Source organism: Flavobacterium sp. ACN6 (assembly GCF_002304005.1).
GTDB lineage: Bacteria > Bacteroidota > Bacteroidia > Flavobacteriales > Flavobacteriaceae > Flavobacterium.
In genome coordinates this window covers 1-13,585 of record NZ_MRCQ01000002.1, presented here as the reverse complement: position 1 = coordinate 13,585, position 13,585 = coordinate 1, and the positions used below count along the sequence as shown (strand labels likewise).

7 protein-coding genes, 3 tRNA genes and 1 rRNA gene are annotated in these 13,585 nt (G+C 35.8%); 8 read left to right on the top strand and 3 right to left on the bottom strand.

Annotated features, from left to right (window positions below; genetic code table 11):
* Window positions 1-48: 48 nt before the first annotated feature.
* Window positions 49-810 (bottom strand): C40 family peptidase, encoded by a 762-nt coding sequence (locus BSF42_RS03015; RefSeq protein ID WP_095951653.1) that lies wholly within the window; start codon window positions 808-810, stop codon window positions 49-51.
* A gap of 70 nt (window positions 811-880) precedes the next feature.
* Window positions 881-2,059, bottom strand: coding sequence for an acetyl-CoA C-acyltransferase (locus BSF42_RS03010; RefSeq protein ID WP_095951652.1), 1,179 nt, complete (start codon window positions 2,057-2,059; stop codon window positions 881-883).
* A gap of 239 nt (window positions 2,060-2,298) precedes the next feature.
* On the opposite strand from BSF42_RS03010, the gene BSF42_RS03005 reads away from it, so the two are divergent.
* The 3 genes from BSF42_RS03005 (at window position 2,299) to BSF42_RS02995 (ending at window position 2,579) form a co-directional block, all read left to right on the top strand.
* Window positions 2,299-2,382: transfer RNA gene (locus tag BSF42_RS03005), tRNA-Ser, on the top strand.
* Between the two features lie 16 nt (window positions 2,383-2,398).
* Window positions 2,399-2,473 (top strand) — tRNA-Pro (locus BSF42_RS03000).
* A gap of 32 nt (window positions 2,474-2,505) precedes the next feature.
* A tRNA-Arg gene (locus BSF42_RS02995) sits at window positions 2,506-2,579 on the top strand.
* A gap of 385 nt (window positions 2,580-2,964) precedes the next feature.
* Here the strand turns inward: BSF42_RS02995 and BSF42_RS02990 are convergent.
* Window positions 2,965-3,711: an NUDIX domain-containing protein gene (locus BSF42_RS02990; protein ID WP_095951651.1), complete on the bottom strand. Its 747-nt coding sequence runs from the start codon at window positions 3,709-3,711 to the stop codon at window positions 2,965-2,967.
* Window positions 3,712-4,103: 392 nt separating this feature from the next.
* On the opposite strand from BSF42_RS02990, the gene BSF42_RS02985 reads away from it, so the two are divergent.
* The 5 genes from BSF42_RS02985 to BSF42_RS02965 form a co-directional block, all read left to right on the top strand.
* A complete protein-coding gene (locus tag BSF42_RS02985; RefSeq protein ID WP_095951650.1) occupies window positions 4,104-6,362 on the top strand; it encodes a TonB-dependent receptor in 2,259 nt (752 codons plus the stop codon).
* A gap of 12 nt (window positions 6,363-6,374) precedes the next feature.
* Complete coding sequence (locus tag BSF42_RS02980) at window positions 6,375-8,687, top strand: glycoside hydrolase family 3 N-terminal domain-containing protein (RefSeq protein ID WP_095951649.1); 2,313 nt, start codon at window positions 6,375-6,377, stop codon at window positions 8,685-8,687.
* A 166-nt stretch (window positions 8,688-8,853) separates the two neighbouring features.
* Window positions 8,854-9,741, top strand: coding sequence for an alpha/beta hydrolase (locus tag BSF42_RS02975; protein WP_253250969.1), 888 nt, complete (start codon window positions 8,854-8,856; stop codon window positions 9,739-9,741).
* 27 nt (window positions 9,742-9,768) lie between these two features.
* Window positions 9,769-12,219 carry a glycoside hydrolase family 3 C-terminal domain-containing protein gene (locus tag BSF42_RS02970; RefSeq protein ID WP_095951648.1) on the top strand — a complete coding sequence of 817 codons (2,451 nt, stop codon included), beginning with the start codon at window positions 9,769-9,771 and terminating at the stop codon, window positions 12,217-12,219.
* A gap of 1,246 nt (window positions 12,220-13,465) precedes the next feature.
* Window positions 13,466-13,585: ribosomal RNA gene (locus BSF42_RS02965) — 16S ribosomal RNA — on the top strand; the annotation flags it as partial.

Sequence of the window (13,585 nt, the reverse complement as noted above, 5' to 3'; positions counted from 1 at the left end):
TCCGCGTACTTTAATTCTATTTTCGATAATAAAATAAAAAGTCTTTAGTTAGATTATTTTTTTGATCACACGAAGTTTGTGTGTGTGTTTGTTTAATTCAGGATTGTAAATTCCTGAGTGGTCTAAACGATCAATACGAACTTTTCCGCTGGCGTGAATAATGTAGTTATTATCCATTATAATGCCGACATGAGTAATGTTTCCTTCATCATTATCAAAAAAAGCTAAATCTCCTGCTTCGCTTTCTTCAATAAAACTTAAAGGATCGCCTTCAAGCGCCTGTTGTGATGCGTCACGATGAATTTTGTAGCCGTTTAGTTTGTAAACCATTTGTGTAAAACCAGAACAATCGATTCCGAAAGGTGTTTTTCCGCCCCATAAATAGGGAGCGTTCAAATACATAAAAGCAGTATTTATAAGTGCACTTTTAGGTTTGATGCCACTTGTTTTCGTTCCTTCAAAATCAAAATTAGCAGTATTGATTTCGCTATTGTTTAAAAAAGATAATGATGCGCCTAGTGGAATTGGAAGCAGTAAATTATCAGGAGCGGTGATATAATCAATTAAATCAGCATTTAAGATGATTGATTCTTTGCTTAATTGATTGAAATTTGCCTCAGAAATTACCTGATATTGTTTAGAATCGACCCAGCCTTCGTAGTCATCAAACTGAATTCTTATTTTAGCCCATTGATTTTGGCGTTCTAAAATTTCGATATGTTCGCCAAACAAAAGTTGTGTAACGATTTCACTTCTGTCACTTGGTTCAGATCGAACGGGTACTATAGCTAAATTGCAAATTCCAAACATTTAAGGAAATTTATAAGTTGAAAATTAGGAGTTATAGTTTCTGATAACTCCTAATTTTAGATATTATTATTTAAGCTCTTTCGATAACAATTGCAGATGCGCCGCCGCCGCCATTGCAAATTGCAGCAGCACCAGTTTTAGCATTGTTTTGTTCTAAAACATTTAGTAAAGTTACAATAATACGCGCTCCCGAACAACCTAGTGGATGTCCTAAAGAAACAGCGCCTCCGTTTACGTTTACTTTATCGTTATCTAAATTCAAGATTTTAGCATTGGCTAAACCTACGACAGAGAATGCTTCATTAAATTCGAAGTAATCAACATCTGAAATTGAAATTCCTGCTTTGTCTAATGCTTTTGGTAATGCTTTTGCAGGACTTGTTGTAAACCATTTTGGTTCTTGTGCGGCATCTGCATATCCTTTAATGTAAGCCAGAGGTTTTAAACCTAATGCAGTTGCTTTTTCTTCAGACATTAAAACCAATGCAGCAGCTCCGTCATTAATAGTTGAAGCATTTGCAGCAGTTACAGTTCCGTCTTTTGTGAAAACAGCGCTTAAAGATGGAATCTTGTCTAATTTTACATTAGTATATTCTTCATCTTTAGAAAATATAATTGGTTCACCGCGTCTTTGTGGTACTTCGACAGGAACTATTTCATTATCAAATTTTCCAGTGTCCCAAGCTTTTGCACTTCTCTCGTAAGATTGAATAGCAAAATTATCTTGTTCTTCACGGCTGATGTTGTATTCGGTTGCACATAAATCCGCGCAAACTCCCATTGCGTTGTTATCGTAAGCATCTGTCAAGCCATCTTTCTGCATTCCGTCAAGCATCGTAGCCGGGCCAAATTTATTTCCTGCACGCATTTGTACATAGTGTGGAATTAAACTCATGCTTTCCATTCCGCCGGCAACTACTACTTCAGCATCTCCGCAAGCGATAGCCTGCGCAGCGAACATAACCGCTTTCATTCCAGAAGCACATACTTTATTTACAGTTGTAGCAGCAACTTCTTCAGACAAGCCGGCAAAAAGTGCTGCTTGACGTGCTGGAGCTTGTCCAACTCCTGCCTGAATTACGTTACCCATAAAAACTTCATCAACTAATTTTGGGTCTAGGTTAATTTTTTGAAGTGCGCCTTTTATAGCGGCAGCACCTAATTTTGGTGCGGGTACGGTAGATAACCCTCCCATGAAACTTCCGATAGGTGTTCTAACGGCAGAAACGATAACAACTCTTTTGTTCATTTTCTGTGTAATATTAGTTAATAAAGCAAATTTACTCTTTATTTGAATATATTCAAATTTTGTACAGAATAGGGTGATTTTAAATTCTAGGTGAAATTTTTGTTAATTCTATATGTTTGATTGTGAAGTGTTTTAAAAAAAAGATTAAAAAAACTTAAAAAAAAGTACAAAAATAGTTGTGAGAAATGGAATGTTGTGTTACCTTTGCCACCGCAAAACAGAACACGTTTCTTGAGCTTGGAGAGGTGCCAGAGCGGTAATGGAGCAGATTGCTAATCTGTCGACGGGTAACCGTCGCCAGGGTTCGAGTCCCTGTCTCTCCGCTTAATAATTTGCCTTCGGGGTGTAGCGTAGCCCGGTTATCGCGCCTGCTTTGGGAGCAGGAGGCCGCAGGTTCGAATCCTGCCACCCCGACAGAAACTTTACCATAAAGTTTTAAAACAAATGGTTCCATAGCTCAGCTGGATAGAGCAACGCACTTCTAATGCGTAGGTCGAAGGTTCGAATCCTTCTGGGATCACAACAAGCCACTCAATTTGAGTGGCTTTTTTGTTTTGTATTCTGTTGCTTTTTGATGGTAAAAGGCATCAAACTCTAAATGCTTTGGAGAAACATTAAATAGTATAGTATTAACTATTTTTTTACCACGGAGAACACAAAATTTTTTCGCAGAGTTAATTATGATTTAAATTGTTTACACAATTTAAGTCCACAAAGTTTTACGAACTTTTTGATTTTGCTAAACTTAAATATTAAAAAAATCTTTGCGTTCTCCGCGGTAATTATCTAATGCTGCGGAAAGACCTAAACTTTTAGAAACTAAAAAGTCAAACAATAAATAGATTTTTATGCCTTAAAAAATGATTATACAATCTACTCTTTATAAAACACATACATTTATTCGATTACCAATTTCCTTGTAATCCTTCTTTTAGAGCACTATTATATTTCTCCAAATCAAAACTATACAAATCAGGTGCTTTGTGCGCGCCGCCTTTTCTTGATTCATCTAATTTTGTCAGGATATCATAACGCAGGATTTTTCTATAAAAATTACCTCGATTTAGTTTTTTACCTAAAATACCTTCATATAATTTTTGAAGTTCCGGCATTGTAAATTTCTCAGGAAGCAGATTATAACCAATAGGATGATTGTTCAATTGTTCACGAAGTGTTAGTAATGCTTTGTCAAAAATAAGTCTGTGATCCATCATAAAATCAGGTAGCGTTTCTATTGGATGCCATTCTACAGTGCTGGAAAATTCATCAATTAGTAGTTTTACATGAGAATGTTCTGCCAATGCATAATAACCTATCGATATAAAACGCTGCTTATACCAAATATCGTCATCATACTCAGAAAATGCATCTTCAGACCTATTACGATCTCCAAAAGTATGAAATTGGTGCAGGTAAATATTTTCAGTTCCAGTCCTGTCTTTTAAGATACGAACTGCTGCTTCATCTACATTTTCTGTTTTTTTTACATAACCGCCAGGAAGCCCCCAAGATTCCATGTCTTTCATCTTTAAAAGCAAAACATGAAGAGAGTTTTGATGAAAACTAAAGACAACACTATCAATAGAAAGTGTCGGAATATATTTTTTCCAAGCCTCTTTTGACTCATTTTCGAGAAACTTTTTAAATTCCATAAGGGTGTAATTAGCTTCAAATTTAAACCTTTTAATAGTTATAAGTCAAATTGATTCAATTTTTTCTGACAATTTATAAAGCGTCACAAAAAAATCGTTCAAGGTGATATTTTTTTATTTTTCATTTAAATTCACCTTTCCCTCATTTTTTTATTCTGTCTTTTTTTTCAATGAATTCAGCGCTTTACGCAAACGAGGTAGTTTGTTTTAAGTGTCTATTTGACAATTCATAGATATCTGTTTGTTTGTTGTTTTTATGGAATTTATTGGTAGGTTTTAATGCGATAATGAAAATTATAACATCATTAATTTGCTGATTTGAGAAATTGTAATTAATATTGCTTCATTATGAAGCAATGAAAAATTTCACAAACTAAACTAGCTTACCACTTATGAAAAAAATGCTAATGGCAGCACTTTGTATGTCTGTTTTGCCAGCAATAAACGCCTTTTCTCAAGACAATAAAAAACAGCCGAAACCTATAGATTCGACAAAAACTTTAACCAAAATCGTCGAGACGGATACCAAAGAAGAAAAAAATAGAAATGTAATGCTAAACGCAGCCAACAATACTGGCCCGCGTGATGTAAATATTGGTTTACCTTCATCAGTTGGAGGAATAACAATTCAGGAAAACGATTTACCCGTAGTATATTATTTCTGGCCTGAACTCCCTAATCGTACTTGGAGACAAAGCACAAGCTTAGGCCGCACTGGACTATTGAAAATGGGAGAAGCTGCAATTACAACCGGAGATTTAGGTTTTGCCGTGAACTCTTATACTAAACTTGGAACAGATAAATTAGAAGTTGTAGGTAATTTTTCAGGTTCAAGTTTTGGATGGATGAAAGGCGACTTAAATGTTTCTGGACCTCTGGCAAAAGGCTGGTCTTATACAATGGGCGCTTATGCCAATTTTGACCCGAATTCATTTGATTTGAAATTCGCTAAATACTCGGACAGAACACAAATCTACAGAGCAGGCCTAACCAAGAAATTTAATAACGGAAAAGGACAAATCAGCTTTTTGTACAAATATGCGAACTCAGCTTCTTTAACTAATTATGCCGTTTTTAGATATAAAGAAGGCGGAAAAGTAGAAGAATATAATGACTTTAAAATCGGACGTGATTCGTATATCGTGAATGACGGAATCATGAAATTTAAAGATATTCTAAGTGGCGAAACTAAATTTGCCGATATGGGCGGAAGTGATGCGGCGTCAACTTCACATACTTTCGATATTTTAGGAAATTATGATTTGGCTAATGATTGGAAATTTACATTCTCAACTCGTTTTCGTTATGCCGAAGCTTCGCAGCTGATTGCAATACCGCTTGGTATTTTTCAGGCAGATGCAGCAGATAATTTCACATACAAATCAAACGGCAATGCTTATGTGGGGAACGTAAACTCAATGTTGGGTTTATACACAGACGGTACGCCTACAAAAACAGCTTTGTCTAGATTTGAAATTACCAAAAATATTGAAAAACACAAATGGAGATTTGGATTGTTGGAATACTATTATCAAGTTGATGATTTTACTTCAAGCAGATCATTCTTTAACCAAACAGTAAGTGCGAATCCTGATAAATTGGTTCGTAATACTCCAGGCGGTACTTCAAACACAGATGCTGACGGATTTTATAATTACAATGTCGGCGGTGAATACCACAACGGTTTCGAAAATAAATTATCAGGATATTTTTCTGATAACTGGACAGTTAACGATCGTTTGAGTTTGGCTTATGGTGTTAATTTAAGATACCATAAATTAAAAGGAGACTATTATTTGACAGCAAGAACACCAGATTTAGTATTTGATCCAAGTCAGAAAACGTATTTTGATAACAACTGGTTTCATTTAGGAGGTTCTATTAATGCGGTTTATAAAGTAACAAAGAAAGCAGGAATCCTTGCCGATTTTACTTATACAGAAAAAAATGGACAGTTAGAAAGTTATTCTGGTGCTGTTGCACCAAATATGGCTAAAACAAAAAGTCCTTTAGCCGCTTTTGGATTGTATTTCAATCACGAAAAATTTAGTGTCGTTTCTCAGGCAACTTACTTGACAAGAAATAATTACCAAGCGAGATTGAATTTAGTAAATCCAGCAGATGCAAGTCAATCAGAAGTAGCGACGGTTTTCTACGATATTCAGACTTTGGGCTGGACAACAGACATCGTAACTTCACCATTCAAAGGATTTAATCTTCATTATTTAATTACTTTTCAAGACCCAGTTTACAAGAATTACGATTTCAATGCCTTTGGAAACAGCTATTCTTATAACGATAAAAACGTTTTGGAAATTTCTAAAGTATTGATGGAAATCGATCCAAGTTATACTTATAAAGATTTCAAACTTTGGGCTAGTTTCCGCTATTTCAGTAAACAATATGCGAATCAGACTAATGCTTTGTTTTTTGCACCAAGATGGGAAACTTTTGGAGGTGTAAATTATAAAATCAATAACCATTTTGATATTGGTTTAACAGCAGTAAACTTCTTAAATCAAACAGGAGCAAAAGGAACAATCAACGGCGCTGAGTTAATTACAGATGCTTCGGCTTATTACGATCAGCTTTTGGTTGGATCTTACATCCGTCCATTTACTTTAGAAGCTTCTCTTAATTTCAGATTCTAAATTTTATTTGGCATGAAAAAAATAATCATAACAGCCAGTTTCGCTTTTTTAATAAGTGTTACAGCCAATGCGCAAGAGGAAAAATTTACGATTGTTAAAAATAATAAAGGTGCAGATTTGGGATATTCTCCCGAATCTGGCATCAAAATCTTAACCGAAAGCGGAAAGAAATTTAAAGATTTAAACAAAAACGGAAAGCTTGATAAATATGAAGACTGGCGCCTTTCGGCAGATGAAAGAGCCAAAGATTTAGCTTCAAAAATGTCTGTTGAACAAATTGCCGGATTAATGCTATATAGTCGCCATCAGGCATTACCTGCTGGATTTGCTGGATATAATGCTGGAACTTATAACGGAAAAACATTTCCAGAAAGTAATGCAAAAGCTTATGATTTAACAGATCAGCAAAAAGCATTTTTAAAAGAGGATAATCTGCGTCATGTATTAATTACAAGTGTTCAAAGTCCAGAAACAGCTGCTTTATGGAACAACCAAATGCAGGCTTTTGTAGAAGGAATTGGATTAGGAATTCCAAGTAATACCAGTACAGATCCGCGTCATACCGCAAATGTAACGTCTGAGTTTAACGCTGGAGCAGGAGGAACAATCTCAATGTGGCCTGACGGTTTAGGAATGGCCTCTACTTTTGATCCAAAAATTGTAGAACAGTTTGGTCAAATCGCAGCCAAAGAATATCGCGCACTAGGAATTGCAACAGCGTTATCACCGCAAATTGATTTAGGTTCTGAGCCAAGATGGTACAGAATTTCGATGACCTTCGGCGAAAGCCCAGCCTTAACCAGAGATATGGGAAGAGCTTATATCGATGGTTTTCAAACTTCATACGGAAAAGACGAAATAAAAGACGGCTGGGGTTACAAAAGTGTAAATGCTATGGTAAAACACTGGCCGAGTGGCGGTGCTGAAGAAGGCGGACGTGACGGACACTGGGCGTATGGAAAATTTGCCGTTTATCCTGGAAATAATTTACAGCAGCATATTGATCCGTTTATTAATGGTGCTTTCAAGTTGAAAGGAAAAACAAGTAAAGCTTCGGCTGTTATGCCATATTATACCATCACTTTTGATCAGGATAAAAAATACAATGAAAACGTAGCTAACGGTTACAGTAAATATATCATTACAGATTTATTAAGAGATAAATACGGTTATGATGGAGTAGTTTGTACAGATTGGTTAGTGACTGGTGATGAAGGAAAAACTCCAAATCTTTTTGCCGGAAAACCTTGGGGAGTCGAAAATCTTTCGATTAATGAAAGACATTACAAAGCCATTATTGCAGGAGTGGACCAGTTTGGAGGAAACAATGATAAAAAGCCAGTTTTGGCAGCTTATGAAATGGGAGTCAAAGAATTTGGTGAACCGTTTATGAGAGCGCGTTTTGAAAGATCTGCTGTTCGTTTATTGAAGAACATTTTTAGAGTTGGCCTTTTTGAAAATCCATATTTGAATGTTGACGAAACTATAGCGGTTGTTGGAAATCCTGAGTTTATGAAAGCAGGATATGAGGCGCAGTTAAAATCGGTTGTATTGCTAAAAAACAAAGCTTCGGTTTTACCATTAAAAGAAAAGAAAACAGTTTTTATTCCGAAGATTTATACAGCTTCAACCAAAGATTGGTGGGGCGTTGCGAGTCAGCCAAAACTAGAATATCCAGTAAATTTAGAATTGGTTAAAAAATATTATAACGTAACTGAAGATCCGTCAAAAGCTGATTTTGCTATTGTTTTTGTAACAAGTCCACAAAGTTTAGAAGGTGGTTATGATTTAAAAGACAGACAAAACGGAAGCAACGGTTATGTGCCGATTTCACTTCAATACGGAACATATACAGCAACAGAAGCCAGAGAAAAAAGTATCGCGGCTGGAGATCAGGTTATTGATCCGACAATTAAAGACAGAACGTACAAAAATAAAACCGTTACCGTTGCCAATACGATGGATTTGAGAACTATTCTCGACACCAAAGATATGATGAACGGAAAACCTGTTATTGTTTCGGTTACCGCTTCAAAGCCAATGATTTTTAATGAATTCGAAAACCAAGTTGACGGAATTGTATTGAATTTCGGAGTTTCATCTCAGGCTGTTTTAGATATTATTTCAGGTAAAACAGAACCTTCAGGATTGCTTCCCGTGCAAATGCCTGCAAATATGGAAACGGTCGAAAAACAATTCGAAGACGTTCCTTATGATATGATTTCCCACAAAGACAGCGAAGGTAATGTTTATGATTTCGCTTACGGATTAAATTGGAAAGGTGTTATTAAAGACGCCAGAACTGAGGTTTATAAGAAGCAGTAATTTTTTACATGATTTTAAACCGATACAACGTAATGTTGTCATCCTGAGGAACGAAGGATCACACAAATAGCTCGACAAAGATTGGCGAATTACTATGCGGAGTTCCTAGTGTGATCCTTCGTTCCTCAGGATGACAAAAAAACAAAAAACAAATACCACAAACAACATGAAAAACAAAATTACAATGCTATTTGCTTTCTGCCTGCTTTTAGGCACAACAGCAAAGGCGCAAGAAACAATAAAACTTTACGCTGGAAAAGCACCGGGATCTGAAAACTGGACACAGACAGAAGCCCAAATGTATTCTGATCTTTTTAAAACAGAGGTTGTTTACAATGTGACAGATCCATCTTTATTAGTTTATCAGGTTCCAAAAGGAGTTAAAAATACAGGAACAGCAATTGTAATCGCTCCAGGCGGAGGATTTCAAAGTTTATCCATAAATAGAGAAGGAAAAGAATTAGCCGAAATTTTGAGCAAAAAAGGAATCACGGCTTTTGTTTTAAAATACCGTTTGAACAAAACCGAAACCAATGATCCCGCTAGAGAAATGATGGACAAATTAAAAGACCGAGCTGTTTTTGAAAAAAACTCTTTGGCGACTATCCAACTTGCTGCACATGATGGAAAAACGGCTTTAAATTATGTTAGAAACAATGCTTCAAAATACGGAATCGATGTTAAAAAAGTCGGCATAATTGGATTTTCTGCAGGAAGTACAGTAGCAATGGAAACAGTTTTAGACAATAAAAAAGAGCAGCTTCCTGATTTTGTAGCCAATATTTACGGAGGCCCAAGACCAGAACTTTTGAGTGTTGCTGTTCCAGAAAAAAAGATTCCAATGTTTGTTTGCGCAGCCAGTGACGATCAATTAAAACTGGCTCCAAGAAGTATTCAAATGTATAACAAATGGCTTGAGGCTGGACAAAGTGTTGAATTACATATGTACTCAAAAGGAGGTCACGGCTTTGGCACAGGAAAACAAAATCTGCCAGTTGATTCTTGGGAAACACGATTTGAAGAATGGCTGACATTACAAGGATTTCTAAATTAATAAACTGACAATTTAAATTATCTACATATGAAACATAAAATTATAAAAACAGGAAAACTAACGCTTTTAACCGCGTTGGTACTTTCAAATTTGTCTTGGAATTCTGTTCCAAATGATGAAACAAATCCACCGCTTGTTACTATTAAAGGATTTACTTTTAAGGATTTTAACAGAAACGGAAAATTAGATCCTTGGGAAGACAGTCGTCTTTCAGTTAATGAAAGAATTGATGCGATCATCAAAGAAATGACCAATGCAGAAAAAGTAGAATTATTGATTGGAACCGGAATGCCAGGAATCGAAGTTTTAACAGGCCCAGTTGGAGATTCTAAACAAGGTTTAGTTCCTGGAGCAGCGGGTGGAACTGCAGCTTTTGAAAGATTCGGAATTCCTGCAACGGTTGTAGCCGATGGTCCTGCAGGTTTAAGAATTCAGCCAACAAGAGACAATGATAGCAAAACGTATTATGCAACAGCATTTCCTGTTGGGACTGCTTTAGCTTCAACCTGGAATAAAGCACTTTTGGAAGAAGTGGGAAAAGCAATGGGGAATGAAGTAAAAGAATATGGCGTAGATGTTTTATTAGCACCAGCTTTAAACATCCACAGAAATCCTTTGAACGGAAGAAACTTCGAATATTATTCAGAAGATCCATTGATTTCTGGAAAAACCGCTGCGGCAATAGTTAACGGAATTCAGTCGCAGGGAGTTGGAACTTCAATTAAACATTTTGCTGTAAATAATGAAGAAAGTAACCGTTTAACAATTAATGCCCACGTTTCTGAAAGAGCGATTAGAGAATTGTATTTAAAAGGTTTTGAAATCACAGTTAAAGAATCACAGCCTTGGACAGTAATGTCATCCTACAACAAATTAAACGGAACGTATACTTCTGACCGAAAAGATCTTTTAACTCAGGTTTTGAGAGACGAATGGGGTTTTAAAGGAATTGTAATGACCGATTGGTTTGGTGGTTTTCCAGGTTTTGAATCGATTTCAAAAGGTTCAAACTCTGATGTAGTGCAGCAAATGATAGCTGGAAACGATTTATTGATGCCGGGAATTCCAGTTCAGAAAAAAGCATTATTAGAAGCTTTAAATTCAGGAAAATTATCTCAGGAAGTTGCCAATACAAATGCGAAAAGAATTTTAGAATATATTTTCCGTACGCCAACCTTCGCAAAATACAAATACAGCGACAAACCAAATTTGACTAAAAATGCTGCTGTAACAAGAAATGCGGCTGCAGAGGGGATGGTTTTGCTTAAAAACACAAACAATGCATTGCCTTTTGCAAACAAACAAAAAGAGGTTTCGGTATTTGGAGTTACGTCTTACGCTTGGATTACAGGCGGAACAGGAAGTGGAAGCGTAAACAATAAACACACCGTTTCTCTTTTAGAAGGATTGACCGCAGCAGGTTACAAATTAGACAAAGAATTGGTTGACTTATACAAACCGCATGCAGAAAAAGAAGTAGCAGCTGAAATTGAAAATAGAAAGGCCAGAGGAATTTTAGCCTTGCCAGAAAGACTTCCAGAACTTAAAATGGATGATGCTTTTATCGCTAAGAAAGCAGCAAGTTCAGAAATTGCCTTTGTGACTTTGGGAAGAAACTCAGGAGAAGGCGGAGACAGAGTTGTGAATAACGATTTCAATATGGCCGATGAAGAAATTCAAATGCTGGATAAGATTTCAAAAGCTTTTCATGCCAAAGGAAAAAAAGTTGTAGTTATTTTAAATATTGGCGGTGTAATTGAAACAGCTTCTTGGAAAGATAAAGTAGACGCTATTTTATTAGCGTGGCAGCCAGGTCAGGAAGGCGGACATTCTGTTGCCGATGTGGTTTCAGGAAAAATAAATCCATCTGGAAAACTGACGATGACTTTCCCTGCTAAATATTCTGATACACCTTCGGCAAAAAACTTCCCTGGATTTCCTGTAGATAATCCGAAAGAAGTTACTTATGAAGAAGGGGTGTATGTTGGATACCGTTATTTCAATACTTTCAACATTAAACCATCTTACGAATTCGGATTTGGAACTTCATACACAACGTTTGATTATTCTGGTATAAAATTAAGTTCTCCATCTTTCAAAGATAAATTGACAGTTTCTGTTACAGTAAAAAATACAGGTAAAGTATCTGGAAAAGAAGTAGTACAACTTTATCTTTCTGCTCCATCAAAATCAATTGATAAACCTAAAGAAGAATTAAAAGCTTTTGGAAAAACGAAAGAATTAAAACCAGGTGAAAGCCAAACATTGACTTTGACTTTATCTCCAAAAGATTTGGCTTCCTTCTTAGAAAATAAAAGCGCATGGATTGCTGAAGCGGGAGAATACAAAGTACTTTTAGGAGCATCTTCTTTAAATATTAAACAAACAGCATCATTTTCTGTGGAAAAAGAAATTACTGTAGAAAAAGTAAAGAAAGCTTTTGAATTAGACTCAAAGTTTACTGAACTTAAACCTTAGTTTTAGTTAGTTATTTGTTGGTAAAACTGTCTCAACCCTGAGGCGGTTTTTTTTATTCTTCAAGACCTATTATATATAGTATACATTCGCTTTAATAAAAACCATAGAGATACTATATATAGGAGTAGATTTTATTCACACAACCCGACAGGTTTTGAAACCTGTCGGGTTTGCTTTTTTATATACCTATATATATGTATAAAATTAATTAAAATCCAATTTTCTGTAGAGACGCACAGCAGTGCGTCTTATGCGTAACGCAGGTGTTATTAAAAATCTGATTTGTCAATCAAAACCAAATCATAATTACAGTGATGTCAGGCTGAACGAAGTCGAAGCCAATTTAATGACAAAGGAAGTTTTAGAATTCAAATACCATTTGTCAGGCTGAGCGAAGTCGAAGCCTATTTAATGACAAAGGAAGTTTTTAGAATTCAAATACCGATTGTCAGGCTGAGCGAAGTCGAAGCCCGCGTCCAATATCCTACAATCCAAGAAAATTGGAATTTGGGTTTTAAAAAATTGGAATTTATTTTTAATTCGGGGCTAGGGCAGTAGTTTTCAAAAGAAGGAAAGGGATAAAAGAGGAGATAAATAGCAAAAAAGTACCGTCAGGAATATAAAATTGACAAAATATGGATTGCAAAAAGTATTAAAAATATAAGAATGGCACTCTAATGAAGAAAAAACTTACAGCATAATGAAAAAATTAGTTTTGTAAATAAGCAGTTATCAGAGTGTTAAGAAAAAAGCGTTTAAAACATGGAAAAAATATAAAAAAAAGGCTTGTAAATGTAAATAAAGGTGGTACTTTTGCACCCGCAACAACGACAACGTTCACTGAAACACTGACAGGCATTGAATTTTAAACTGAAAAGTTTTTTCAAAAAAAGATTCAAAAAAGCTTGTGAGATTTGAAAACGGATGTTACATTTGCACCCCGCAAACAGGGAAAGTTCATTGAAAGATTGGTAAGGTTTAGAAGGAAAAAAGGAAAAGAAATTTTCTAAAAAAAAACTTCAAAAAACATTTGCCGGTTTGAAATAAGTTTTCTACTTTTGCACCCGCTTTGCAACACAAGCGAAATTAAAAAGAAGAACACGTTCGTAGACATATTGAATTGACAGCCGTCTCGTCGCAGGATGAGACAAAAGAATAAGAGTAATAGAATCGAGAGATTCGATAAGAACCGATAGAGAAAACATCGCATAATAATTAGTCTTGATTTATTTAAGGCATACAATATACGATGAAGAGTTTGATCCTGGCTCAGGATGAACGCTAGCGGCAGGCTTAACACATGCAAGTCGAGGGGTATATTTCTTCGGAGATAGAGACCGGCGCACGGGTGCGTAACGCGTATGCA

Bases quoted from the DNA above. Each gene is read 5' to 3' on its own strand.
- BSF42_RS02980 (WP_095951649.1), top strand. From the start codon at position 6,375: ATGAAAAAAATAATCATAACAGCCAGTTTCGCTTTTTTAATAAGTGTT.
- BSF42_RS02970 (WP_095951648.1), top strand. From the start codon at position 9,769: ATGAAACATAAAATTATAAAAACAGGAAAACTAACGCTTTTAACCGCG.
- BSF42_RS03010 (WP_095951652.1), bottom strand. From the start codon at position 2,059: ATGAACAAAAGAGTTGTTATCGTTTCTGCCGTTAGAACACCTATCGGA.
- BSF42_RS02985 (WP_095951650.1), top strand. From the start codon at position 4,104: ATGAAAAAAATGCTAATGGCAGCACTTTGTATGTCTGTTTTGCCAGCA.
- BSF42_RS03015 (WP_095951653.1), bottom strand. From the start codon at position 810: ATGTTTGGAATTTGCAATTTAGCTATAGTACCCGTTCGATCTGAACCA.
- BSF42_RS02975 (WP_253250969.1), top strand. From the start codon at position 8,854: ATGAAAAACAAAATTACAATGCTATTTGCTTTCTGCCTGCTTTTAGGC.
- BSF42_RS02990 (WP_095951651.1), bottom strand. From the start codon at position 3,711: ATGGAATTTAAAAAGTTTCTCGAAAATGAGTCAAAAGAGGCTTGGAAA.